The 23968-nt window shown below is 70.7% G+C and carries 21 protein-coding genes and 2 pseudogenes; 11 read left to right on the forward strand and 12 right to left on the reverse strand.

The window, feature by feature from the left end; genetic code table 11:
- Positions 1–93 precede the first annotated feature (93 nt).
- Both KO717_RS32720 and KO717_RS32725 read left to right on the forward strand, forming a co-directional pair.
- Positions 94–471, forward strand: a complete 378-nt coding sequence (locus KO717_RS32720; RefSeq protein ID WP_301373062.1) for a DUF3618 domain-containing protein — start codon at positions 94–96, stop codon at positions 469–471.
- Positions 468–734, forward strand: a pseudogene (locus tag KO717_RS32725) (DUF4235 domain-containing protein). The gene KO717_RS32720 and the pseudogene KO717_RS32725 overlap by 4 nt, the downstream one beginning before the upstream one ends.
- A gap of 40 nt (positions 735–774) precedes the next feature.
- Here KO717_RS32725 and KO717_RS32730 read toward each other — a convergent pair.
- Positions 775–2535, reverse strand: coding sequence for a SpoIIE family protein phosphatase (locus tag KO717_RS32730; RefSeq protein WP_367401554.1), 1761 nt, complete (start codon positions 2533–2535; stop codon positions 775–777).
- Positions 2536–3061: 526 nt separating this feature from the next.
- Here KO717_RS32730 and KO717_RS32735 point away from each other — a divergent pair.
- The gene (locus KO717_RS32735) at positions 3062–3514 is read left to right on the forward strand and encodes an SRPBCC family protein (RefSeq protein ID WP_301373064.1); all 453 of its coding nucleotides are present in this window, start codon (positions 3062–3064) and stop codon (positions 3512–3514) included.
- A 381-nt stretch (positions 3515–3895) separates the two neighbouring features.
- Entirely contained in the window at positions 3896–5179 is a 1284-nt protein-coding gene (locus KO717_RS32740; protein WP_301373065.1) for an AI-2E family transporter, read from the forward strand.
- Positions 5180–5237: 58 nt separating this feature from the next.
- Here KO717_RS32740 and KO717_RS32745 read toward each other — a convergent pair whose 3' ends face one another.
- Entirely contained in the window at positions 5238–6023 is a 786-nt protein-coding gene (locus tag KO717_RS32745) for a type 1 glutamine amidotransferase domain-containing protein (RefSeq protein WP_301373066.1), read from the reverse strand.
- Positions 6024–6237: 214 nt separating this feature from the next.
- Here KO717_RS32745 and KO717_RS32750 point away from each other — a divergent pair, with 214 nt between their 5' ends.
- A complete protein-coding gene (locus KO717_RS32750) occupies positions 6238–7251 on the forward strand; it encodes an AraC family transcriptional regulator (RefSeq protein ID WP_301373067.1) in 1014 nt (337 codons plus the stop codon).
- A gap of 12 nt (positions 7252–7263) precedes the next feature.
- Here KO717_RS32750 and KO717_RS32755 read toward each other — a convergent pair whose 3' ends face one another.
- Entirely contained in the window at positions 7264–7695 is a 432-nt protein-coding gene (locus KO717_RS32755) for a Fur family transcriptional regulator (RefSeq protein ID WP_301373068.1), read from the reverse strand.
- 231 nt (positions 7696–7926) lie between these two features.
- Between KO717_RS32755 and katG the strand changes: the two genes are divergently transcribed.
- A complete protein-coding gene (katG, locus tag KO717_RS32760; protein WP_301373069.1) occupies positions 7927–10116 on the forward strand; it encodes a catalase/peroxidase HPI in 2190 nt (729 codons plus the stop codon).
- Positions 10117–10340: 224 nt separating this feature from the next.
- Here katG and KO717_RS32765 read toward each other — a convergent pair whose 3' ends face one another.
- Positions 10341–10649 carry a DUF7677 family protein gene (locus KO717_RS32765; RefSeq protein WP_301373070.1) on the reverse strand — a complete coding sequence of 103 codons (309 nt, stop codon included), beginning with the start codon at positions 10647–10649 and terminating at the stop codon, positions 10341–10343.
- Positions 10650–10731: 82 nt separating this feature from the next.
- Positions 10732–11349: a helix-turn-helix domain-containing protein gene (locus tag KO717_RS32770; RefSeq protein WP_301373071.1), complete on the reverse strand. Its 618-nt coding sequence runs from the start codon at positions 11347–11349 to the stop codon at positions 10732–10734.
- 142 nt (positions 11350–11491) lie between these two features.
- On the opposite strand from KO717_RS32770, the gene KO717_RS32775 reads away from it, so the two are divergent.
- The 3 genes from KO717_RS32775 (at position 11492) to KO717_RS32785 (ending at position 14459) form a co-directional block, all read left to right on the forward strand.
- Entirely contained in the window at positions 11492–12478 is a 987-nt protein-coding gene (locus KO717_RS32775; RefSeq protein ID WP_301373072.1) for an alpha/beta fold hydrolase, read from the forward strand.
- A 349-nt stretch (positions 12479–12827) separates the two neighbouring features.
- Complete coding sequence (locus KO717_RS32780; protein WP_301373073.1) at positions 12828–13580, forward strand: hypothetical protein; 753 nt, start codon at positions 12828–12830, stop codon at positions 13578–13580.
- Positions 13581–13805: 225 nt separating this feature from the next.
- The gene (locus tag KO717_RS32785; RefSeq protein ID WP_301373074.1) at positions 13806–14459 is read left to right on the forward strand and encodes a DUF7691 family protein; all 654 of its coding nucleotides are present in this window, start codon (positions 13806–13808) and stop codon (positions 14457–14459) included.
- A 492-nt stretch (positions 14460–14951) separates the two neighbouring features.
- Here KO717_RS32785 and KO717_RS32790 read toward each other — a convergent pair whose 3' ends face one another.
- Entirely contained in the window at positions 14952–15542 is a 591-nt protein-coding gene (locus KO717_RS32790) for a pentapeptide repeat-containing protein (RefSeq protein WP_301373075.1), read from the reverse strand.
- 761 nt (positions 15543–16303) lie between these two features.
- Here KO717_RS32790 and KO717_RS32795 point away from each other — a divergent pair.
- Complete coding sequence (locus KO717_RS32795) at positions 16304–16747, forward strand: hypothetical protein (RefSeq protein WP_301373076.1); 444 nt, start codon at positions 16304–16306, stop codon at positions 16745–16747.
- A 36-nt stretch (positions 16748–16783) separates the two neighbouring features.
- Here the strand turns inward: KO717_RS32795 and KO717_RS37540 are convergent.
- The 4 genes and pseudogenes from KO717_RS37540 to KO717_RS32825 form a co-directional block, all read right to left on the reverse strand.
- A pseudogene (locus KO717_RS37540) lies at positions 16784–17795 on the reverse strand (IS630 family transposase).
- A gap of 575 nt (positions 17796–18370) precedes the next feature.
- Positions 18371–20197 (reverse strand): TerD family protein, encoded by a 1827-nt coding sequence (locus KO717_RS32815; RefSeq protein WP_301373077.1) that lies wholly within the window; start codon positions 20195–20197, stop codon positions 18371–18373.
- A 33-nt stretch (positions 20198–20230) separates the two neighbouring features.
- A complete protein-coding gene (locus tag KO717_RS32820) occupies positions 20231–20392 on the reverse strand; it encodes a hypothetical protein (RefSeq protein ID WP_301373078.1) in 162 nt (53 codons plus the stop codon).
- Positions 20389–21318 (reverse strand): LysR family transcriptional regulator, encoded by a 930-nt coding sequence (locus KO717_RS32825; RefSeq protein WP_301373079.1) that lies wholly within the window; start codon positions 21316–21318, stop codon positions 20389–20391. The genes KO717_RS32820 and KO717_RS32825 overlap by 4 nt, the downstream gene beginning before the upstream one ends.
- A 144-nt stretch (positions 21319–21462) precedes the next feature.
- On the opposite strand from KO717_RS32825, the gene KO717_RS32830 reads away from it, so the two are divergent.
- Positions 21463–22197, forward strand: a complete 735-nt coding sequence (locus tag KO717_RS32830; RefSeq protein WP_301373080.1) for a flavodoxin family protein — start codon at positions 21463–21465, stop codon at positions 22195–22197.
- 154 nt (positions 22198–22351) lie between these two features.
- On the opposite strand, the gene KO717_RS32835 is transcribed toward KO717_RS32830, so the two are convergent.
- Positions 22352–23188 (reverse strand): undecaprenyl-diphosphate phosphatase, encoded by an 837-nt coding sequence (locus KO717_RS32835; protein ID WP_301373081.1) that lies wholly within the window; start codon positions 23186–23188, stop codon positions 22352–22354.
- On the reverse strand, positions 23185–23886 hold the full coding sequence (locus tag KO717_RS32840; protein ID WP_301373082.1) for a phosphatase PAP2 family protein: 702 nt from the start codon (positions 23884–23886) through the stop codon (positions 23185–23187). Before KO717_RS32840 ends, KO717_RS32835 begins: the two co-directional genes overlap by 4 nt.
- Positions 23887–23968 lie beyond the last annotated feature (82 nt).

Raw genomic sequence — 23968 nt, forward strand, 5'->3', positions numbered from 1 at the left:
GAGGGGTCCCCCGAGGCCGGCGCAGCCGTTTCCGGAGCAGACCATCGACAGCGTCACGGCCGATCCGGCCGAGATCAAGGAGAAAACGTTCCGATGACGAACGAACCCCGAACCGCTATCGGCACACCCACCCCCGACGAACTGCGCGAGCAGGTCGAGCGCACCCGCGACGGACTCGGGCAGACCATCGAGGCGTTGGCGGACAAGGCCGACATCACGGCGCAGGCACGGGAGAAGGCGGCCGTCATGAAGGAACAGGCCGCCGCGACGGTCGGTGTCGTCGCCGACCGGATCCGTACGAAGACCCTGCATGCGGCGCAGCTGGTCAAGGACACGACGCCCGAGCCGGTTCTGGACAAGGCGGGCCGGGCTGCGAGCGTGGCACGGGCCAACCGCAAGTCGCTGCTCGTGGCCGGCGGCGCCGCTCTGATCGTCCTCCTGTTGGTGCGGCGCGGCCGCCGAAGCCGATGAAAGCGTCCGAGGTCGCGTACAGGCCGGTGGGTCTGGTCCTGGGCGCTGTCAGCGGCATGATCGCGGGGGCGGCGTTCAAGTAGGTCTGGAAGATCGTCGAAGGGGAAGGCGACGCTCCGAGCGCCACGGACGAAGACCGCTCCTGGAAGCAGATCCTGATCGCCGCCGCCCTCCAGGGTGCGATCTTCGCCGTGGTCAAGGCCGCTGTCGACCGCTCGGGTGCCGTGGCCACACGTCGCGTGACGGGCACCTGGCCGGGCTGACCCCCGCGCAGACCGGTGGCCGTTCTGTCCTGTCACGCCGTCAGGGAACGCGCAGCGCCAGTACGACGACGTCGTCTCCGGTAGCCGGGTCCGCCGGCCTGTTGCTGATCCGGTGGAGCAGTTCGTCCAGTGGGCGGTCGCCGTGGCGGGCGAGCAGGGCGACGAGTTGTGCCAGGGAGGCGTCGATGTCGTGGCCGCGGCGTTCGATGAGCCCGTCGGTGTAGAACAACAGCGTCGAGCCTGCGGGAAGGACGCGCCGGGCCTCGGTGCGGCGGAAGGGTCCGAGGTCCCTGTGCAGGAGGATGTCGTGCTCCTCCAGGAGGGTGACCCGGCCGTCGGGGGTACGCAGCAGCGGCGGCGGGTGGCCGGCGTTGGACCAGGTCAGCGTCCAGTCGGGACCGCCGTCGGCGAGGTCGAGGCGTGCGTGGACCAGCGTGCCGCCGGCCTCGATGGGCAGGACCGAGCACGCCGCGTCGAGGGCGGTCAGCGCCGTGGCCGGGCTGTACGGCGGGTGGTCGAGGGTGGCCTGCCGCAGCATGCTGCGGATCTGGCCCATGATCGTGGCAGCGTGTATGTCGTGGCCGGTGATGTCACCCACCGTCACCATGAGGGCCCGGGGCTCGTCGCCGGGCGAGGCGGGCGGCAGGTGGTAGGCGTCGTACCAGTCCCCACCGATCATGTCGCCGACCGCGGCCGGCTCGTACAGGGCGCTGATCTCGACGGGGCCGGCAGCGGGGAGGTCGGTGAGCATGGCTTCCTGGAGCTGCCGGGCCACGGAGATGCGTTCGTCGAGGTGCAGGGCGCGCTCCACCGCCTGCGCAACGTAACCGGACGCGGCGGTGAGCGTGGCCTGCTCCGTGACGCCCACCTCATGCCGCTTGGCCCAGCAGACGGCGAGTACGCCCAGCAGGGCGCGGCTGCCCCAGAGCGGCAGGCACAGCACGGTGGTGAAGCCCATACGGTCGAAGAACCCGACCGCCTCGGGGCTGTACCCGGCGACGAGCGCCTCACGGTCGGGCACGAAAACCGCCCGCCGTTCCCGCATGGCCCGGGTGCTCGGGAACGCCGCGCTCGCGGGCAGCGTGAGGACCTCCCGTTCCACCGAGTGCTCGATGTCCGGGTCGGCAACCCGGTGCAGTTCGTCCTTGTCGGCGACCAGCAGGCCGACGTACGAGGGCTTCCCGACGCCGACGAAGAGGTCCCGCAGCCGGCGCCGGACGTCTTCCAGCCCGGACGTCTGGGCCAGTTCCTCCGATGCCCTCAGCAGCAGCTCGGCATGGTCCATGCCGGCCTGGGCCTCGTGCTCCAGGCGCTCCGCGTCGCTCCGGGCCCGCTCGGCGGTGGCCCGCGCGGTCTCCAGCACCCTCTGTGCGGACCGGCTCCGCGCCGACATGATGCGCAGGCGCAGCTCGGCGGAACAGGCCGCGGCCAGATCCTCCAGGTCGGCCAGCTCGCCCTCACTCCAGGTACGCGGCTCATGGGCGACGGCGCACAGGGAGCCCAGGACGAGCCCGTCCCCGTCGGTCAGGGGCATCCCGGCATACGCCGCGACCCCGAGATCCCCGACGGCCGGGCTGGTGCGGAGTCGCTCGTCGGCGCGCGCATCGGACACGACCAGAGGCTGCCCGGAGGCCACCACGTACCGGCAGAGCGAGTGCGACAGCGGCAGCGTGCGGCTCCCCGCCCAGGGCTCCGGCAGACCGAACAGTCCGGGCAGAATCTGCCGGTCCTCCCCGACCAGCGAAACGAAGGCCACCGGCACGCGGAGCAGTCGTGAAACCAGGCGGGCGAACCGGTCCATCCCCATATCGGAAGCTGCCGAAAGGCCGGCCAGCCTCACGGCCCGCAGCTGCGCGCTGCCCGGGTCTGCTCCGGATTCCTGGCCCTGTCTCGGCGTCTGTCCTCCGGCCGCGCTGTCCCGAAGCCCTCAAAGGCATGGTAGGCCAGCGCAGGGCCGCTCCGCCGGTCTACGGGGTCAAGGCAAGCCTTTCGGTGCGCAGGTCGAGGTGTGCACCCCGCCCACGGCGGATCTGACGGAGCCGAGGTCCGAACTGCCCCTGCTGCGCACGGTGATGGGCGGCCGCCGTCGCCGACGCGACCACCTAGGCGAACGGTGGGACGATGGCAGGACCGCGGTAGAGGCGCGGGCACCCGTGCGCCCGTCCCTGGGCCGGGCCGGGCCGATGTTTCGCGCCGAGCCGGCGCGAGGCGAGCGAAGAGGGCGCGAGCGTCGCCACCGGTACACGAAAGGGCCTCGCCCAGTGCCCCGGGTCGCCGGCCGTCGGCGGACCCGGAACAGTGTCCGTTCCGGCAGGAGGACTTCTCTCATGGCCGTCCGCAACCAGCTGATCCATCGGCCCCCGCAGGCGGTGTGGGCGGTGCTCGCCGATCCGACCTTGTACGGGGAGTGGGTGGTCGGCCCGTCCGAGTCCACACCGCTCGATCCGGCCTGGCCGGAGGTCGGATCCCGGCTGCGCTACACCGTGCGGCTGGGCCCTTGGTCGACCGAAGGGGTGACGACCGTACGCCACGGGGAACCCGGCCGGGAACTGGAACTGGAAGCGTCGTTCAAGTCGCTGGGCACCGCGAGGATCTTCCTCCAGCTCCGGCCGTGGGGCGGGGAAACCCTGGTCGTCTGCGACGAGCACCCCTTGCGCGGCGTGGGCGGAACCCTGCACAACCCCGCGATCGAAGCCCTGCTCCAGCTCCGCCACCGGGGGATGCTGGCCCGCCTGGCCAAGATCGTGGAACACGATCACGCAGGGGCGCGCCACGCCTGACGCGGTGGGGATCGGCGCCGGCCTGACGGGCCGGCCGCTCAAGGCACCGGCACCGGCACCGGTACATGGGCCGCGGCGCCGAGGACGAGCAAAAGTGCACCTACGAGGAAGGGCCCGGAGTTCCTCCCACTCCGGCGGCCGTCGACCGTGACGCGGTCGACCACCCTTCATGAGCCCGAACAGTGCCTCCGTACCCGACGCGCGCTCCTCGACGCCCCGGCGGCGCTCATCGGCGTCAGCATGTGACTTCGCCGGGCCGGCACCACCGCGACGCGACGGTGGCCTCGTGGTCCCGCTCGGCCCCTCTCCGAACGCGTCGGGCCGCACCGGCCTGATCCCCGGGATCCGGGGCAGACGGCAGGATGAGGAAGGTGGTTCCGCATGCCTGGAATCCGTATGTGGTTCGGTCGCGTGAAGGACGGCGCCGCGGCGCTCGGTGAGCGGCGTACGCAGGTGCAGGCGCGGCACGAGGCCGAGCTGCTGGCCGAGCGGCGGCGGGTCGCGGAGGCCCGCCGGGCCCGTCCGCGCAACCCGGACCCCGCCCGGGCGGTGCCCTGGGGCGTACGGGTCGCGGCCGAGGCCGGCTGGCGGTTCCTGGTGCTCGCGGCCGCCCTGTGGGTCATCATGCGGGTGATCGGTTCGGTCCGGCTCGTCGTCCTCGCCTTCGCGGCCGCCCTGCTGATCACCGCCCTGCTGGAACCGACGGTCGCCCGGCTGCACCGTGCGGGGCTCGCCCGGGGGCTGTCCACCGCCCTGACCGCGCTCTTCGGGTTCGTCGTCCTGGGGCTGATCGGCTGGTTCGTCGTCTGGCAGGTGCTCGACAACCTGGACAATCTGTCCGGGCGGCTCCAGGAAGGCATCGAGGAACTGAAACGATGGCTTCTCGACAGCCCCTTCCACGTGACCGAGCAGCAGATCAACGACGTTGCCGGCAGCCTGAGCGATGCCATCGGCACCAGTACCAGCGAGATCACCTCGACCGGGCTCCGGGGCGTGACCGTCCTGGTGGAGATCATCACCGGAACGCTGCTGGCGATGTTCTCGACGCTCTTCCTGCTGTACGACGGCAGGCGGATCTGGCAGTGGACGCTGAAGCTGGTCCCCGCAGCCGCCCGGCCGGATGTCGCCGACGCGGGCCCGGCCGCCTGGGGCACCCTGACCGCCTATGTCCGCGGAACCTTGATCGTCGCCTTCATCGACGCACTCTTCATCGGTCTCGGCATCTACTTCCTGGGCGTGCCACTCGCCGTGCCCATCGCCGTGGTGATCTTCCTGGCGTCGTTCGTGCCCCTCGTGGGCGCCGTCGCGTCCGGGGCCCTCGCGGTGGTCGTCGCACTGGTCACCCAGGGGGTTTTCACCGCGCTGATGACCCTTCTGGTGGTGCTCCTCGTCCAGCAGATCGAAGGCCACGTGCTGCAGCCGTTCATCCTCGGACGGGCCGTACGGGTCCACCCGCTGGCGGTGGTCCTGGCCGTCGCCACCGGCGGAGTGGTCGCAGGCATCGGCGGAGCGGTCGTCGCCGTCCCGCTGGTCGCCGTGGCCAACACGGTGATCGGGCACCTGCGCGCCAGCCGCGGGGACGACGGTCCGGCGGACGGGTCCCCCGTGGCGGTCGAGGAGGAGCGGGCGGATCCACCCGATGCGCCGGACCAGGAACCCGCCTGACACCCAGGCGGGGGCCGCCTTCAGTGCCCCGGCGGCCGGCCGGCCGCGAAAGGCCGTGTCAGTTCCCGCTCTCCGTGGCGGACGGTGCGGGGGTGCGCCGGTGCGAGCGGACGAGCGCGAGGTAGTCCGCCGCCAGGCGGTGGCAGTCCCCGGGCCAGCGGGCCGAGACGTAGTTGCCGTCCCGCACCGTGAAACCGCGACCGGGGCGCGCCGCGGTGTCCCGAACCGGCAGCGGCGGGCCGGCCAGGAAGTGGCCCGGATCCGCCAGGGCCGCGGTGACCTCCGCCTGGACGGTCGCCGGGTAGGTCCGGTAGTAGCGGCCCAGCCACAGCCGGGTCAGGTTCCAGGCGGTCAGTTCCAGCAGCGAGGTCAGGGCCGTGGTCCGCCGGCCGTGGAGCACCGACCGCCCGGTCGTGGGGTCCTTCGCCCGCGCGGCCAGCAGCACACCGTGGCACACCGCCCCCACCGGCAGCCCCAGCAGGAAGACCCGCGCGAACAGCCGCTGCGCGGCCGTGTCCTCCAGCAGCGTACGCATCCCCTGGGCGTGCCCGCCGGGTACGAACAACCCCGTCAGGACGGCCGGATCGACCTCGGCGTAGGACAGCGGGGCCCGGAACCAGGAGTCGTCGGTCAGCCGCCGGTAGGCTGCCAGCTCGGCGCGCCGGGTCATCAGCCACGGGGAGAGCCAGGAGAAGCCGGTGTCGGTGAGCCGGCGGTCGGCCAGGGCGACCCGCCCGTCGGGCGTCGCGAACCGTACGTCGTGCCCGGCGTCCCGCAACGCGGCCCACGGCACGGCCGCCTCGGTCGGATCGTAGCCGGACGAGGGCAGCAGAAAGACGATCAAAAGGTGCTCCTTCGGGTGCGCATACGGCTAGGCCGTCTGCGTGCAGGCTGCGTGCCGGCTGCGGACGGCGTGTCTGCGGCCCGGCCTGCCGCAACAGGCAGCCCGACCCTAAGAGCGCCGCCGCGCCCGGTCATTCACCCTGGCGGCCACCTCGTTGACTCTCCGGCCTCCATGGACGGTTGACGGGGGGCCGCGCCCGGCATTGACTGCCGCCATGCCCAGCATCGAGCCGTCCACCGTCGCCGCGTCCTACGCGCGCGCCGTCCTGGACGCAGCGCCGGACGGAGCCGGCGGCACGACCGGAACCGGGACCGAGACCGGGACCTGGGCCTCGCCCGCGGAGCGCCTCCCGTTCACCGAGGTGCGCGCCCTGTGGGACACGGTGATCGGCACCGGCGGCGGCGACCCGCACGCCGGTCTCCGTGTCGGGGACGGGATCAAGCCGGGCAGTCTCCACATCCTCGGCCACGTCGTACTCACCTGCGCGAGCCTGGCGGAGGCCGCCGAAGCGGCCGTTCGTTACCACCCCCTGGTCAGCCAGGCCGGCAGGGTCTCCCTGGAACGCGGTGGCGAGGCCACCCGTATCCGGTACCGGCCGACCGTCGACCCGGCCACCATGCACCCCCAGCAGGTGGAAGCGGTCGTCGCCGCCATCGTGCGGGCCGCCCGCTGGATCGCCGGGGACGACTGGGCGCCGCTGTCGGTGTCCTTCACCCACGCCCGGACCGGCTCCGCGCAGCCGTACGCCCGGATCCTCGGCTGCCCCGTCACCTTCGGCGCCGCGGAGAACGCGCTCACCGTCGCCAACCTCGATCTCGACCGGCCCCGCGCCCCGCGCGACCCCGGACTCGGCGCCCTGCACCGTGCCTACGCCGACCGGCTGCTGCGGGAGCTGTCGACCGCCGTGACCCTCGCGGAGCGGGTCCGGCAGTGGCTGGACCACGCCCCGCTCGACGGCGCCGCCCTCGCCGACGCGGGCCGGGGCGTCCACCTCAGCCCCCGTACCCTGCGCCGGGCCCTCCAGGAGGAGGGCACCTCCTGGACGGCCCTCCTCGACGCGACCCGGCACCGCCGGGCCCGTCGGCTGCTGGAGACCACGGACCTGCCGCTCGACCGGATCGCCCCGCTCGTCGGCCTGAGCGGCGCCACGGCCCTGGTCCGTGCGTTCACCCGGTGGGAAGGCATCACCCCCGGCGTCTACCGGGCCCGGGGCACGGGCTCCGCATGAACACGGTCACGGTCACGGTCGCGCCGGACCCGTCCCGGAGGCGCACGAACGGCACAACCCGCGGTAGGTGACCTCGACCGCGGACACGATGAAGCCGAACCGCTCCTCCGGCGGCAGATCGGCCGGCGTGCCGGACGCGTGGACGTCGCGGATGGTGCCGCAGCCCGTGCACACCAAGTGCTGGTGCGGGTGGTGCGCGTTGGGATCGAAGCGCTTGACCCGGCCCTGTACGGAGACCTCCACCACCTCCCCGATCGCGACCAGCTCGCCCAGGGTGTTGTAGACGGTCGCCCGGGCGATCTCGGGCAGCCGCTGCGCCGCACGGGCGTGCACCTCGTCCGCAGTGAGGTGCACGTGATCGCCGTCGAGGACCTCCACGACGACACGCCGCTGGGACGTCATCCGCCAGCCGCGCCCTCGAAGCCGCTCCAGCAGGTCACTCATATCGGCTCACCTTTTCGGCTCGGCAGGACAACAGAACGTTAGCGATACCGATCCCGGCCCGTCGGGAAGCGGAACCGCGGGGACGGGACCTCGATCCGAATTCCGAGTGTTTTCTACGCGCTCGCGCCCTGCGTGTTCTCGCGGCGGCGGGCCCATCGGTGCGCGACCATACGGACGCGCCGACGCAAGCAGCCAGCAGATGGAAACATCGACACAGGAAGAAGGACGGACGTGTCCGGCAGCGACAGCGAGAACCCAGTAATCCCTGCCCCGACCCCCGCGCCGACTCGCCCCAGGTCGAATCGGGACTGGTGGCCGAACCAGCTGGACCTTCAGGTTCTGCACCAGAATTCGCCCCTGGCCGATCCGATGGGCGACGATTTCGACTACGCGGAAGAGTTCGCGACCCTGGACCCCGACGCCCTGAAGCGGGACGTCTTCGAGGTGATGACGGACTCGCAGGAGTGGTGGCCGGCGGACTACGGCCACTACGGGCCGCTCTTCATCCGAATGAGCTGGCATTCCGCGGGAACGTACCGCATCGCCGACGGCCGGGGTGGCGGCGGAGCCGGCGCCCAGCGGTTCGCCCCTCTCAACAGCTGGCCCGACAATGCGAGCCTCGACAAGGCGCGCCGTCTGCTCTGGCCGGTCAAGCAGAAATACGGTCGGAAGATCTCATGGGCCGACCTTTTGGTGTTCGCCGGCAACTGCGCCATGGAATCGATGGGTTTCAAGACGTTCGGCTTCGGCTTCGGGCGGGAGGACATCTGGGAACCCGAGGAGGTTTTCTGGGGGCCCGAGGACACCTGGCTCGGAGATGAGCGCTACAGCGGAGACAGGGAACTCTCCGGCCCCTTCGGCGCCGTGCAGATGGGACTGATCTACGTCAATCCGGAAGGGCCCAACGGCGACCCGAACCCGGTCGCCGCCGCCCGGGACATTCGCGAGACGTTCGCGCGCATGGCCATGAACGACGAGGAGACGGTCGCGCTCATCGTCGGCGGCCACACGTTCGGCAAGTGCCACGGTGCGGTCGGCGCGGACTACATCGGGCCCGAGCCCGAGGGCTGCCCGATCGAGCAGCAGGGGATCGGCTGGAAGAACACCTACGGCACCGGCAGCGGCTCCGACGCGCTCACCAGCGGGCTGGAAGGCGCATGGACCACCGAGCCGACGAAGTGGGACAACGGGTACCTGGACAACCTGTTCCGGTACGAGTGGGAACTGACCACGAGCCCGGCCGGTGCCCAGCAGTGGACCCCCAAGGACCCCTCGGCCCAGGGCACTGTGCCGGACGCCCATGATCCGTCGAAGAAGCACGCGCCGATCATGCTGACGACGGACCTCGCGCTGCGGATGGATCCGGTCTACACGCCGATCGCGAAGAGCTTCCACGAGAACCCGGACAAGCTCGCCGACGCGTTCGCCAAGGCCTGGTACAAGCTGCTGCACCGCGACATGGGCCCGATCTCGCGCTACCTCGGCCCGTGGGTCCCCGAACCTCAGCTGTGGCAGGACCCCGTACCCGCGGTCGATCACGAGCTGGTCGCCGACGAGGACGTCGCCGCCCTCAAGCGCACGATCCTCGCCTCGGGGCTGTCCCTCCCTCAGCTGGTCGTCACCGCCTGGGCGGCGGCGTCGAGCTTCCGCGGCACCGACAAGCGGGGCGGGGCCAACGGGGCCCGGATCCGGCTCGCGCCGCAGAAGGACTGGGAGGCCAACGACCTGCCCGAGGTCGCCGAGGTGGTGCAGAAGCTGGAAGGGATCCAGCAGGACTTCGACCGGGCGCAGACCGGCGGGAAGAAGGTCTCGCTCGCCGACCTGATCGTGCTGGGCGGCTGCGCGGCCGTCGAACGGTGCGCGAAGAACGCCGGGTACGACATCGAGGTGCCGTTCGCGCCGGGGCGCACGGATGCCTCGCAGGAGCAGACCGACGTGGAGGCCTTCGCCGTCCTCGAACCGAAGGCGGACGGGTTCCGGAACTACCTGCAGGCGGGCGAGAAGCTGTCACCGGAGGCACTTCTGCTGGATCGTGCCTCCATGCTGAACCTGACCGCACCCGAGATGACGGTGCTCGTCGGCGGCATGCGGGCCATGAACACCGGCTTCCGGCAGGCCCGGCACGGCGTGTTCACGGACCGCCCGGAGGCACTGACCAACGACTTCTTCGTCAACCTGCTCGACATGGGTACGCAGTGGAAGGCGTCGGAGTCGGCGGAGAACGTGTTCGAGGGCCGGGACCAGGCCACGGGCAAGGTCAGGTGGACGGCGACCGCGGTGGACCTCGTCTTCGGTTCGCACGCCCAGCTGCGAGCCCTCGCCGAGGTCTACGCGTCGAAGGACGCGGGAGAGAAGTTCGTCCGTGACTTCGTCTCCGCCTGGGACAAGGTGATGAACCTCGACCGGTTCGATCTCGTCTAGTCCGTTTCCTTCAGATCATCGGATGACCGGCGCGGTCGCGTTCACCTACCGCACGGGGACGCCGTGGATGGGGACCTGCCTGAGCACTTCGGGCCAGGGGAGGGCGCCCATCCACGACCGTCCGCGCCCACCAGCACGCCGCCGGCACCCAGCTGCCCCGGCGATCCCCCGTCATCTGCGGCGGCGCGGGATCCCCGAAGCCACACGCGTGCGCCTGGGCTTCGTCAGGGACCGTGAAGCTCGGTCTCCCACTCTTCGAACGGAGGCTCCACCCGGTATGCGGGGTCACACCGTTCGCGGATCCACTGGGCTGCTCGGTACTTCGCATGGCCGTCGTTGAGCGTCTGCCCGTGATCATCGACTTCGAGGACGTTCGAGAAGATCGCGAAGACCATCTCCAGGTCGGAGCCGAACTCGAGCAGGTGGGCACGGTAGTCGATGCCGTCCAGCAGATCGATGTCCAAGGTGCCGTTGCCCAGGTAGAACGCGAAGAACCGGAGAGCGGCCCGTACGTCTGTCGGAAGGTGTGTCATGAGATCATCTTCCATCTTTGGCCTGTGGTCACCGTGCAACGCTGAGCGGCACGGGGTCCGGATCGGTCACCGGGGCTGCGGGCTACCGGGCCCCGCGGCCGGGGGCCGGCTCGGTCCGCGGCCGCGGCCGCAGCCGTTCGCCCTGCGGCCCGAACAGGATCAGGTACTCGACCGGCCCGCCGGGGCCGGCGTTCGCCACCCCGTGCGGGGTGCGGGCGTCGAACTCGGCGACGTCCCCGGCGGCCAGGACAAGATCCTGGCCGCCCAGCGCGAGCCACAGCCGCCCGTACAGAACGCACAGCCACGCGTAGCCCTCGTGGGAGACCTGCCGGGGCCGCGCGGGCGGATCCTCGACGGCGGGCAGTACGTGCTTGTGGGCGTGCAAGCCGCCGACGTACCGGGTGAGCGGCAGCACCGCCTTGTCGTCGCCGAAGCTCAACGGCGCCGAGGTGCGCGGCCCGGCCACCGGGGCGGGTGCGGTACCGGCCAGCTCGTCCAGGGAGACGCCGTACTCCTTCGCCAGCTGCACCACCACCTCCAGGGTGGGCTTGCGCCGGCCGGTCTCGATCCGTGACAGCGTGCTCGGCGAGATGCCGGTCGCACGGCTGACACCGGTGAGCGTGACGCCATGCCGCTCGCGCGCGGCTCGCAGCCTGGGCCCCATCGCCGCCGCCGTGCCGTCCAGTTCGTCGCCCGTCACCGTTCCCGCTCCTTCCGGCCGCATCGCTCCACCGCTCTGTCCTGCGAGCTTGCCAGAATGGCAACGCCGATCGCGTCGGGCGGCCGCCGCGCCGCATGATCGACGGGTACCTGCCTCCGCACGCGAACCCGAGGAGAAGCCGATGCAGCCCGAGCCGACCGCAGAGCTCCGCCACCGCACCATCGAGACCCCGGCCGGGCGCCTGCACCTGGTGGAGCAGGGCAGCGGCCCGCTGGTCCTGCTCGTGCACGGCTTCCCCGAGTCCTGGTACTCCTGGCGCCACCAGCTCCCGGCCCTCGCCGCCGCCGGCTACCGGGCGGTGGCGATCGACGTACGCGGCTACGGCCGCTCCTCCAAGCCCGCCGCGACCGACGCCTACCGGATGCTCGACCTGGTGGAGGACAACGTTGCCGCGGTGCGCGCCCTCGGCGAGGAGAGCGCGGTGGTCGTCGGCCATGACTGGGGGTCCGGCATCGCCGCCTCCTCCGCCCTGCTCCACCCGGAGGTCTTCCACGCCGTCGGCCTGCTGAGCGTTCCCTACGCGCCGCCGGGCGGCCCCCGCCCCTCCGACGTCTTCAGCCGGATCGGCGGCCCTGAGCAGGAGTTCTACGTCTCCTACTTCCAGGAGCCCGGGCGCGCCGAGGCGGAGATCGAGCCCGACGTCCGGGGCTGGCTCGCAGGCTTCTACGCGGCGCTGTCCGCCGACACCATGCCCGCCCAGGGCGAGCCCGACCCGCACTTCGTCGCCCACGGCGGCCGGCTGCGCGACCGCTTCCCCGCAGGCAAGCTCCCCGCGTGGCTGAGCGAGGACGACCTCGGCGTCTACGCCGCGGAGTTCGAGCGCACCGGCCTGACCGGCGCCCTCAACCGCTACCGCAACATGGACCGTGACTGGGAGGACCTCGCCCCCCACCGCGGAGCCCCGATCAAGCAGCCGTCCCTGTTCATCGGCGGCACCCTTGACGCCTCCACCACCTGGATGGCCGACGCCGTCAACGCCTACCCCTCCACCCTCCCCGCCCTGTCCGGCTCCCACCTGCTGGAAGGGTGCGGCCACTGGATCCAGCAGGAACGCCCCGACGAGGTCAACCGCTTGCTGACCGGCTGGCTCACCACCCTCCAGGGCTGAACCGGGACACGCCGAGCACCCGGCCCCGGACACCCCACTCACCCAGGCGATACGTCGACGATGCGGTCCAGCGTCTGCGACGTGTCGTTGGTGTGCAGGGTGGCGAACACCAGGTACCCGGTCTCGGCGATGGTCAGGGCCGCGCGCAGCGCGGCGGGGAACGAGACGGGACTTCGCCCGTACCGTCGTCCTGGGCGACGACCCGGGCATGCACCAGCTCAGGCCCTCGCCATCAACTCCTCGGCCAGTCCGACCCGGCCGTCAGCGGTCGGTCGAGGAAGGACAGCACCGCTTGGCGGAGCCACCGGGCCATGTACCGGCTGTCGTAGGCGGGTGAGAGTCTGGACCGGTGCTGATCAAGGGATTCGAGAACACCCCGACCGTCGCGGGGGAGGAACTGTTGGCGCTGCCGGGGTTCTGGGCGGCCTACCTGATGTGGCTGAGTCAGACGGAGGAGCACGACCCGTCCTTGTATCCGTTCGGTGTTGACGGGGCCGATGCCGACGCCGCCTACGATGCGCTCGGCGACGAGGATCACTGGCCTGTCTTCCGGATCCCGTTCGGTGATGGCCACACCGCGCTGGTCCTCGGACGCAACTTTCCCGACGACCCGGAAACGGAGTACGTCATCACCCACCCCGAGTGGGGACGGCACGGCCACCTGGCCACCGTCAGCGGCCACCAGGCCGGCCCCGGCTTGTCGTGGCGAGAGCTCCACCACATCGCCCGCACCCCTGACCTCGACGCTCCAGGGGTCCACGCCGAACATGCACGCCTGCTCCTGCTGCTGCCCGCCCTCGGCGACCAGGACCTGCCCGAGGACGCTGCAGCCGTGCTCGGCGGGGCTCTGGCGCAGGCGGGCGTACCCACCGAGCCGGCCCCGCATCTCGCGGAAGCACTGCTCGCCGACCACCCCTTGTGGGAGCCGGCCGAATGGACGCTTCCTGCCGCCTCTCCGCTCTCGGGCAACCAGGAGCCCTTCCTCGGAATCCTGCACTGCGACGGGTACATGAGTCCGCGGTGCGGGACTCGCCTCGCCCAGGGCATCACCCGCGAGCAGAGCAACCGCCTGGCCCATGCACTCGGCACCTGGCCCGCCTGAACGGTTCACCGAGCAGCCACGGGCTGTAAGCAGACATCGGATCCGGATAGCCGGTCCACTCGCACTGCCGTTGTCGCGCAGGCCGCCCGCAGTCAAGCCAGCGCCCCTTCGGCGGCCCCCGCGCGCTCCCTCGCATCGCCCGCCAGGACACGGCCCGAGCGGCTCCGGCGTCTGCGAACTGGTCCCCGACACCGGGCTGTCAGTGCCCTTTGGCAGCATGAACCCATGAGCAAGGTAGTGAACTACAGCATGGCGAACCGTGGCGAGATCGTGCGCTTCGTGCCCGCCCTGGACCTGAGCGCCGACGAATCGCGACGCCTGGGCAACATGCGCGTCAGGGCGAAGGCACGTCAGGACAGCCTCGACCACCAGGGCGTGGACTGGGGGCTGTCGGTCCCGGACGCCTTGGAGGAGCTGGTCTCCGGCCGGGTCGACTCCTCTGCCGATTACTCCGGTTGCGCCTACTACGCGGCCCTCCAGATCATCATCGACCACAACGCGAGCGACAGCTCGACCCTGGCGAGCTACCGGAGCCCCGTCACCTACTTCTCCGCCCTGGACGACGCCCTCAGCTCGGCGGGCGTCCCGGCCGACCTGCTGCCGTACCAGTACGTCTTCAGCGGCCCGCCCTCGGAGATCGGGTTCCACATACCCCATCCCCCGGAGGGTTCACCGGAGATCGGCTGCTGGCCCCTCGCGAAGGCCGGCCCCGCGGTGGAGGCCTACCGCGCGGTGCTGGACCGCGTCGACGCCGATTTCCGGTACGACCTCGGGGAGCTCATCGAGGCCCTCGACGGCTGGGCCTCGGAATGGAACAAGGGCGAGGGCGCCTGGTGGTGGGCCGAGGACGGCTCGATCTTCTTCTCGATCACCGGCTGACCCACAGAGGAAGCGGCCGCTCCCCCCCCGGGGCAGGTCCAGCCGGGTAAGCCGACTTCCACATCGAGGCCCGGTTGAGAGCGCAGTGGCACTCGCGGCGCTGGGCGATCACCGGGCCGCCCCCACGCTCCACCTCCTGGCCGCGCTCCCCGATCTGCCGAACATCCTCAAGGTGCAGGCCGCCGAGGCGCTCGTCGAACCGTAGCCCCTTCGGCGGCCACCAGCGGTACGTCCTGCAGATGCTCGCCCAGCTCGGGGACCCGCCCGCCACTGAACTCCTCCGTCAGCAGGCGCTGAGCCGTACCGTGTCCCGGCCAGGAGGAGCCAGGGAACCGGTCCCCCGGCCGATGACGCAAGCGCATACCCGGACCACGGCTGACCCCGTCCCAGTCGAGCACGCCCTTCGCCGGCAGGCACGCCTACCGATCACGTCGGCACCGAACTGCCGCACTCATGGGCATCTTCGATGACGCCCGACAGCCGGTCGGAGCGTCAGGCCGAGCGGAGTGGCGGGACATTCCTCGCGATCGCGGCAGCCGGCAGGAGGATGCTCGACTCGGCGCCGGGATCCTCGACCATGACGACGCCCGCGCCATGGACGTCGAAGCCCGTCGGCCAGACGGTGAGGTCGCTCGCCAGTGCGTCCTGCAGTTTTGCCCGTGTCAGGTCTGCGCCCGTGAGGTCGGTGCCTCGAAGGTCGGCCAGTCTCAGGTCCGCGCCGGCGAACTTGGTGCCGAGGCCCCGTGCCTTGCGCAGATTGGCCTCGCGTAGATCGGCGTCGGAGAAGTCTGCGTCGCCGAGGTCGGCCCTGACCATGCGAGCGCCGCGCAGGTCGGCTTCGATGCAGCGGCTCTGGTGGAGAATCGACGTCCCGAGCTCCACGTGGCGCATGTTGGCCGCGATCAGCGATGCCTTGGTCAGGTTGACCTGGTAGATACTCGCCGCTTCCAGGCATGCACCGTCGAAGTTGACGTGGTGCAGCCACAGTCCGTCGCAATCGGACCGGCGCAGGTCGGTATAGCTGACGTTGAGCCAGTCGGGCCGGCGTTCCCGGCACAGGACTCCGAGACCGGTGAGCGCCACCTGGGCATCCGCGGCACGGGTCTCCAGCGGAGGCACGGAGTTGATGGCGGTATCCGCTGCGGGGGAGTCCTGCCCGTGCGGAGGCCATGGCAAGTGGGTCCGAAGGAACGCCGCGTGATCGATATGACCGCTTCACGGTCGTGAGGCGAATGGTCCGCGATGCGCCACAGCGCGTAGAGAGCGCCGATCCGTACGTCCAGCTTCTCGCTGCCGAGCTGATCGACTGCCCGGCTGAAGCGGTCGGTGATGTGGCCTTCCCGGGTGGCGTTCAATCCCTCCTGGCTGACCCTCAACTGCCGCCAGGTGGCGTACGCCCCGAAGAGGAGGACAGCGCCACCGGCTGCCTGCAGAAGCGTCGTGCGCACACTGTTGACGGCTCCGAGCCGTTCAGCGGCCGTGATCCGGGCACCCGCCAGATCGCGGTCGACCACAAGCCCCGGCAGCACCACGACGACTACGGCCAGCACAGCCAACACGGCCAGCACCGCCCCCGTGGTGAGGAGTGCGTTGCCGGCCCTACGGCGTCGCAAGGCGCCCGGTATCCGGCGGCCATGAGTAGATCCCCCCCGTATCCATGCGCACATGATCGCAGGGCGCCCCGGAAGCCGGTGTACCCATCCGGTCAGAGCACTACTGAACTTGAAAGTGTGATGTCGGGGCAGACGAAGGCATCCTGGCTGCCCTGTCCGGATCGTGGTCCCCTCGTCCGCCGTCTCCAAAATCGTTTGCTGCTGGCGCATAGTCTGCGCTGATACTGCGGCGTGAGCAGAATCGCGCAGGTCATCGTGTTGGCGCCGTACGCGGACGAGGTCATGGAACCGCTGACGCGGCCGGACGACTCGCGCAGCTGGCAGGGCTGCTTCGAGCCGCTCGGCCTGTTCGTCGGCGGGTGGGTGATCGAGTTCGAGCGGATGCGCCCCCGGTCCGGGTTGCTTCGACACCTGGAGTCCCTGGCATGGCCGCACCCGGAGAGTGTGCAGGTGCTGATTCACGACGAGGAGGACGACTGCTTCGGGCTGTGGATGATGCAGGAGGGCGTCCTGACAGAGGTGCAGCTTCCTGGCCACAGGCGTTTCTATACTGCCGCGCCGGCCACGGATGAGTTCCCGCCCGAGCCCGGCCTGCTGTGGCGGCCGGAGACAGCGGAGACAGCCATTCCAGGCTGGATCTTTACCTCGCGCCAGGACCAGCGTCCTGCCTGGTAAAACTCATCAATCGAAGCAATGCCGTTGAGGCCGGGGTCACTCAACCATCTGCAGGCCAGCCTGGATGAGGCAGCGGTCGATCAGGTGTGGGCGGTACTGGATCTTCTTAAGGCGGGTTCGAACGGTCTTGGCCAGGTGGTCGACGTTGGCGACGGCGAGGTTGCCGATGCCGTGTTTGACCAGGGCCCAGATGCCTTCCTGCGGGTTGAGATCGGGTGCGTGGGAAGGCAGTTGGAAGACGGTCAGCCACTCCTCGTTGGCGGCGATGAACTCCTTCATCGGCGGCATGAGGTGGGTGGAGAGGTTGTCCCGGACCAGGACAATCGGGCCGCCGAGCTGGGCGCGGGCTCGCAGGATCAGGTCGCGGTAGTCCTGCCATGTGAAAGCCTTGCGCTCGCCCTTGCGGCCGCGGTGTAAGCGGAAGCCGTAGATCATGCGGGAGCGGTGGCTGCCGTGTAGCAGGCCATTCCGGCCATCGAGACCCGCCCGGAACCTCTGCCGCGGACGCGGACGACCGGCGTGCAGCCCACGCGGCCCCAGGTCCTGGCGCGCGGCGGTTTCATAGTCTGCCCGGCCTCGTCCCAGACTTCCTTGCGCCACAGCTCGACCGCCTGATCGTCGCGCTCGATGGCCCTGCGGGCCGACTGCTGCCAGGACCAGCCGTGGCGCTTGAGCAGTGCCCAGGTTCCCTCGACGGTGTAGCCGACATGGAACAGCCGGCCAATCAGCGTCTTCACCCGGGCCGGCGTCCAGCGCTGATCCTCCCAGCCGTGAGCCAGCGGGCCTTGTTCCAACTCACGCTCCAGCCTGGCGATCTGTTTATCGCTGAGCCTCGGACGACCAGGCGACCCCTTCGACAGACTCCGCCTTCACCTCGCTCACGCCACTGCCTGCGCCATCGCTCCACCGACCGCTCGCTCACCCGCAGCGCGCGGGCGATCTCCCTGTTCTTCTCCCCGCCCTCGAAGCGTTCCACGGCCTGCAGCCGGATCCGCTCCTGCGCGTCCCTCTCGGCGTCGGTCAACCCGCCGCCCTGCGCGTACCTCACGACCCCAGAGGTAGCGGAGTCGCCCAGCAGCTGTCAGGCGAACGGCGCCGAAGGCCGTCTCTTTCGGATCTTGCCTGACCCGCGCCGCCCGAGATCCGGCTCATCGACCTGACCGAGGCCGGCGATGGAGTGACATACCGGCGCGGGGGCGGGCAGGCGGTCCTCGCCGCGACGGCCGGTGACTTCCGGATCTACCGGGCGGCAAAGCCAGTTGACGTCGCTCTCTGCCCCGAGCCGCTGCCCGCGGCTTCCCGCGGCGACGAGCGGTTCTGCTGCGCGCAAGGCCGCCGAGCCGGTGCGAAGCTGTCACTCCTAACGCTACGCCGTGCCGGAGTCACCGGCCCGTCGAATGACGGGGTCCAGAAAACGCCCATCGAACGCGGTGTCCGCGAAGGGAAAGGGCCACCGTGCATGGCATTTCACTCCGGGCCCCGCAGTAATCGGGGGATGCGGGACCGGAGGTTCACCCCGGCCTCACTGAACGTGAAACCGAGGCGTGCAGCCGTCCTTCCGTGGTCGATCCGCCAGAAAGTACGGGCCGCCAGACACCGGACCAGTGGCAGCTGTTCGTCGGATCATTCGGCGATGTCGACACCGTAGCTGCGTGCGACCGCAGCGAGGTCGCGGTCGTATCCCTGGCCAACTGCACGGAAGCGCCACAGCGGACCCCGTCTGTAGAGCTCGGCGAGGATCAATGTGCGTTCGGTCGTAGCCGCGTCCAGGGTGGACTGGGCCAGGCGGGTGGTGTCGGCGCCTGCCGCCAGGGTGATGTGGACGGGGCCGATGTCGCCGAATGCCGTGCCGCCGTCGATGGCAGCGACCACGACCACCTTGCGGGCTGCGGGCGGCATGGAAGCGAGGTCGACAACGATCGTCTGCTCGGTGGGCCCGTCGCTCAGGAGCCGCACAGCACCATCGGGGCTCTCAGGGGCTCCGTAGAACACGAAGTCTTCGTCGCGTGACACCTGTTCGTCACTGTCGACGGTGAACGCGACGACGTCGATCTCGCAGCCGGTCTGTTGTGCCCAGGTGGCGGACACGTTCCACTGTGCCGTAGGGCTGCCTGCGCTGGGGAGGTCGACAACGCCTCCCCGAGGCAGGACCCGAGGCGATGGGGCCACTTCACGTGTGTGTGCGGGAGGTGCGCCGGCCGTGGACGCGGTCAGCCACTCAGGTTGATGAACCGGCAACTGGAGCGATGTGATCCGAGCCATCCGCCGATCACGCTCGCCACCTGCGAGGAGGACCGCATCGGTGACACTGGCGGAGAGGTTGACGGCAGCAGCTCCTCCGAGAGCCACGACACGGGCCCTGGCGTCCGCCGCGTCCTGGTGCAGGCCTCCCAGCACCAGAACCCGCCGCCCCGCCAGCCGTCCCTGCGAGGCAGCCCCATCGTGCCGGGGAGTCGGGACGTCCGGAGCCACTTCGGCCGGTGGGGGAGCGGGGCTGACGACCAGGTCGGCGCCCGGGGACCCGCCGTCGGGCGAGGTTCCTGGACGTACGTCGCCCAACAGCTTGAGGAAGGTTCGCTCGTCGAGCAGAGGTACTCCCTCGTCGAGCGCTCGTCGTGCCTTCGCAGACGTGGACACCGGATCGTTGGTCACGAGGACGCTCGTGAACCGGCTGACCGAGCCCATCACGTTCAGCCCGGCAGCGACCGCCTGCGCGACGAGCTCGGCCCGTGCGGTATCGGTGTCGCCCGTGATCACGATCTTCATTCCCTGCCCGAGCGCGCCTCCGGGAGCCAGTCGGCCGGGATTCCGGAATGCGCACGGCGTCTTGGGCGGCTTCGGAGTGAACCGTGGGTCCTGCCGTGGCGGACAGGACACCAGCGGCAGAGACAGATCGAGCCGGGCAGCCTCCCGCAGAGAGGCTCGTAGAATCCCGGCCAGCACATGGGTGTCGTCCAGGGCGTCATGCGCCTTCTTCTGAGCCACGCCGTAGTGGGCTGCGAGCGTGCCGAGCCGGAGGTCGGCCGTCGGTGGGTCCACCCGCCTGTTCAGCGCCAGAGTGCACAGGCGCCGTGAGACCGGCAGATGCGACCGGGCCCGGGCGAACTCGTGTGCCAGGAAGTCGTAGTCGAACTGAGCGTTGTGGGCCACCATGATGCGGTCTTGGAGCATCGCGCCGATGCGGTCGGCGACCTGGTCGAAGGTCGGCGCGTCACTCAGCACTTCGGCGGTCAGGCCGTGCACGTGTACGGGGCCCGGGTCGCAGCCGGGGTTGAGCAGGGTCGTGAACTCGCCGGTCTGTTGACCGTCAGGCCCGAGGGTCACCACGGCGATCGACAGCACCCGGTCCCGCCTCGGTATCAGGCCCGACGTCTCCACATCCACCAGCGCCCAAGGAAAGGCGTAGCCATTCGGATCGGCAGCGTTCAAGACGGTGGAGGCGAGAGTCATAGGGAGAACAACTATCCGGCCTGTAGGTCACTTTCAACCTGAATGCCAAGATTTCCCCTCCGCAACCGGACAGCCGCTGCGGCCGCCCGTGCCGAACGCGTCGTTCGCGACCATCCGCTCGATGCCGGCGGCGTAGGCCTCGCCGTTGCGGTGCCCGCAGCCGGACGTGAGGTCGGCCGGGACGGGCAGGGTCATCGGCGGTCGGGGGAGTCCTCCCGGGTGGCGAGGTGATCGGTGGAGGCAGACGCTGACGAGGCCTGCAGCAGCAGGTCGCGCAGTGCCGTGGCGGTGTCCGACGGCTCGGTGGGGGTGAGGACGACCTGGTCGGCGGTGGTCGAAGGGCCGGTGAGGGGGATGATCCGCAGGCCGGGCGGCTCGTGGTCGAGGGCGGATTCGACGGTGATGCCGATGCCCGTACCGGCCGCGACATGAGCGGCGATGGCGTGCACGCTGTCGGCGGTCCTGATGATGCGCAGGTCGGCTCCGCCGATGTGGAAGGCGGACAGGAGGCGGTCGCAGAGGCCGCTGTTGATCTGGTGGGGCCAGGTGAGCAGGCCGGTGGTGGACAGCTCGGCCGCGCTCAGTTCGGAGCGCCCGGCGAGCGGGTGGGCCGCGGGTACGAGCGCCATGAACCGCTCGGTGGACAGCACCCTCGCGCGTACTCCCGTGACGTCGCCGGTCGCCCAGCCGATGCCCAGACCGATCGTCTCCGCCCGCAGGGCGGTGACCTGGGCCGTGGTCGGCATGGTCTCCGGCACGATCGTCACGTCGGGGAAACGGTCGCGCAGCTGTGGCAGGCAGCGCAACAGCAGCTGGTGGCCGGTGTATTCGGCGTGGGCGACGACGAGGGTGGTGCCGCTGCGGTCACCCGCGGCCAGGGAGCGTCCGCGCTGCTGGAAGCGGCGCAGCTGGGCCAGGGCGGCGTGGGCGTCGGGCAGCAGCGCTTCGCCGAGACCGGTCAGGGACACGCGGCGGCTGGTGCGGTGGAACAGCCGCCCGCCCAGGGTGCTTTCCAGTCGCCTGACGGCGTCGCTGACGGTGGGCTGCCCCCGGTGGAGGCGCGCGGCGGCGCGGCCGAAGTGGAGCTCTTCCGCGACCGCGACGAATGCTTCCAGTTCCATTCTGTCCACGAGAGCAGACTAACGCGATCGATCGGTGTGACCGATCGCTGCGTGCCGATGTTCGGCGTTGATGCCATGGCGTACGGAGGCTGTGATGGGTGGGCAGGCAGGGATTTCCCCACGACCGGAAGTAGCGAAGAGCACATGACAGTCAATGAAGTCGCCCGTGAGCACGATGCGCCGACGGCCACGGTGACGGTGGTCCACCACTCGGTGCACGGGCACACCCGGGTCCTGGCCGAGCACCTCGCCGACGGGGCGCGGCTGGTGCAGGGAGTCCGGGTGCATCTCGTCGAGATCCGGCCCGAGGACGTCGTCGCGGGCCGGTGGCACGATGCGGAGGTACTGGCGCTGCTCGACCGTTCCGATGCGATCGTCTTCGGCTGCCCGACGCTGATGGGCAGTGTGTCGGCGGTGTTCAAGGCGTTCATGGAAGCGGCGTTCACGCCGTTCACGACGCAGGCGTGGAAGGACAAGCTGGCCGGAGCGTTCACCATGTCCGCCTCGCAGAGCGGTGACAAGCTCGCGGTCCTGGAGCAACTGGCGGTCTTCGGCGCGCAGATGGGCATGCAGTGGATCGGCGTGGGTGACATGCCGGGCAACAACTGGAGCGGTGGCACCCGCGACGATGTGAACCGTCTGGGCTCGTGGCTGGGTCTGATGAGCCAGAGCCACGCCGACCAGGGGCCGGAGCGGGCCGGATCGCGCGGCGACCTGATCACCGCGGAGCGGTACGGCGAGCGGATCGCCCGGCTGACCCAGCGTTGGGTCAATGCCGTGCCGTACGACACTCCCCGGATGACCGAGCACGAGGCGCGCGCCCTGTCGGCCTCCTTCAGGGAGACGGACGACGCACCGGCAGCGCTGACCGGCGCATGACCTCGTGGATCGCCCGGTGCGGCGGGAGCGGACGCAGTTCGCCGGAGCGGGCCCGGGCCCGCTCCGGCGCCCGGGCCGGCGCCCCCGTCCGAAGCCCTCGCGGGCCTGGGGGAGCAGGCGGGTTCCCCCGCCCGCGGCGGCCCCGGCCGAACGGTCAGGCGTGCAGGACGCCGGTGCCCAGCAGCCCGAAGAGGAGAACGCCGATGACGATCCGGTAGACGACGAAGGCGTTGAACGAGTGCTTGGCGACGAACTTCAGGAGCCAGGCGATCGAGGCATAGGCGACGGCGAAGGACACGGCGGTGCCGATGACCAGGGGCAGGGCGTCGATGCCGGCGCCGACGGCGTCCTTGAGCTCGTAGAGGCCCGCGCCGGTCAGGGCGGGGATGCCGAGGAAGAAGGACAGGCGGGTGGCTGCGACCCGTTCCAGGTCGAGCATGAGGCCGGTGGACATGGTGGCACCGGATCGGGAGAAGCCGGGGAAGAGCAGGGCGAGGATCTGGGAGGAGCCGACCAGCATGGCGTCCCTGAGGTCGGTGTCGTCCTCGCCGCGCTTGTGGCGGCCCGTCCGGTCGGCCGCCCACATCAGGCCGCTGCCGACGATCAGGGATCCGGCCACCACCCACAGGGAGGCGAGCGGTCCCTCGATCAGCGGCTTCGCCGCGAGCCCCACGACCACGATGGGGATGGTGGCGTAGATGACCCACCAGGCGAACTTGTAGTCGTGGTGGTAGCGCTCCTCGCGGTTTGCCAATCCACGGCCCCAGGCGGAGACGATGCGCACGATGTCGTGGAAGAAGTAGACGAGGACCGCCGCGATCGCGCCGACCTGGATGACGGCGGTGAAGGCCACGACGGACTTGTCGTCGACAGGGATACCCATCAGCCCTTCGGTGATCTTGAGGTGGCCGGTGGACGAGACCGGCAGGAACTCCGTCACCCCTTCCACGATGCCGAGGACCACGGCCTGCCCCACACTGATCACGCTCACGTGCCTTCACCTTCGTTCGACGGGACGGCACCGGACTTCCGGCGCCGGAGGAGAATCAGGAACATCCCGAGCAGCCCGGCCCACAGGGTGGTCAGCAGCCACCCCGCCAGGACATCGGTGGGCCAGTGCATGCCGAGGTAGACACGGCTGACGCCCACGGCCGCCGCCCACAGCGCCGGTATCACCAGGAGCGGCCGCCGCGCCGGGCCCCGCACCGCTCGGTACACCCCGGCGGTGAGGAGGACCGCCACGGCCGCGGAGGTCGTGGTGTGCCCCGAGGGCATGGCGTACCCGTCGGCCGACCACGCCCACTCGTCGGCCGGCGGCCGGGGCCGGGCGAGCCACGACGCCAGGGCGATGCGCGGCAGTTGCACCGACACCAGTGCCAGGGCACCCGCCAGTGCCCCGCGCCAGCGCCGGGCCCTGACGGTCATGGCCCCGGCGAGCGCCGCCAGCACGTAGGCGGGCACTCCGCTGCCCGTCACGGTGACCGCCACGGCCAAGCCGACCGCCCAGCGCGAGCGGTGTTCCAGTGCCCAGCGGTGCAGGGCCTCGTCCACCCCGAACGGTGTGCCGTGCGCCGCGCAGGCCGACACGACCAGCGCCGCCAGCAGCATCGAGCACGCCAGCGCCGGCAGGGCGGGCAGCCACCACGGCTTGCCGGCGGCGCCGGGTGCGGCAGCGGGGACGGAGGTCATCGGGTGTCCTGTCCGGACAGGCCGCCACGGCGGCACGGGCATCGGGCATGGGGGCGTGGGGCGTGGTGTGCGGGGTGGCGTG

It is taken from the genome of Streptomyces xanthophaeus (genome assembly GCF_030440515.1).
Classification (GTDB): Bacteria; Actinomycetota; Actinomycetes; order Streptomycetales; family Streptomycetaceae; genus Streptomyces; species Streptomyces kutzneri.

Excerpts from the sequence above, each read along its gene's own strand:
- KO717_RS32750 (WP_301373067.1), top strand. The coding sequence starts at position 6,238 with ATGCCCAGCATCGAGCCGTCCACCGTCGCCGCGTCCTACGCGCGCGCC.
- KO717_RS32840 (WP_301373082.1), bottom strand. The coding sequence starts at position 23,886 with ATGACCTCCGTCCCCGCTGCCGCACCCGGCGCCGCCGGCAAGCCGTGG.
- KO717_RS32720 (WP_301373062.1), top strand. The coding sequence starts at position 94 with ATGACGAACGAACCCCGAACCGCTATCGGCACACCCACCCCCGACGAA.
- KO717_RS32815 (WP_301373077.1), bottom strand. The coding sequence starts at position 20,197 with ATGACTCTCGCCTCCACCGTCTTGAACGCTGCCGATCCGAATGGCTAC.
- KO717_RS32765 (WP_301373070.1), bottom strand. The coding sequence starts at position 10,649 with ATGACACACCTTCCGACAGACGTACGGGCCGCTCTCCGGTTCTTCGCG.
- KO717_RS32740 (WP_301373065.1), top strand. The coding sequence starts at position 3,896 with ATGCCTGGAATCCGTATGTGGTTCGGTCGCGTGAAGGACGGCGCCGCG.
- KO717_RS32730 (WP_367401554.1), bottom strand. The coding sequence starts at position 2,535 with ATGGACCGGTTCGCCCGCCTGGTTTCACGACTGCTCCGCGTGCCGGTG.
- KO717_RS32785 (WP_301373074.1), top strand. The coding sequence starts at position 13,806 with ATGAGCAAGGTAGTGAACTACAGCATGGCGAACCGTGGCGAGATCGTG.
- KO717_RS32825 (WP_301373079.1), bottom strand. The coding sequence starts at position 21,318 with ATGGAACTGGAAGCATTCGTCGCGGTCGCGGAAGAGCTCCACTTCGGC.
- KO717_RS32755 (WP_301373068.1), bottom strand. The coding sequence starts at position 7,695 with ATGAGTGACCTGCTGGAGCGGCTTCGAGGGCGCGGCTGGCGGATGACG.
- KO717_RS32830 (WP_301373080.1), top strand. The coding sequence starts at position 21,463 with ATGACAGTCAATGAAGTCGCCCGTGAGCACGATGCGCCGACGGCCACG.
- KO717_RS32820 (WP_301373078.1), bottom strand. The coding sequence starts at position 20,392 with ATGACCCTGCCCGTCCCGGCCGACCTCACGTCCGGCTGCGGGCACCGC.
- KO717_RS32775 (WP_301373072.1), top strand. The coding sequence starts at position 11,492 with ATGCAGCCCGAGCCGACCGCAGAGCTCCGCCACCGCACCATCGAGACC.
- KO717_RS32735 (WP_301373064.1), top strand. The coding sequence starts at position 3,062 with ATGGCCGTCCGCAACCAGCTGATCCATCGGCCCCCGCAGGCGGTGTGG.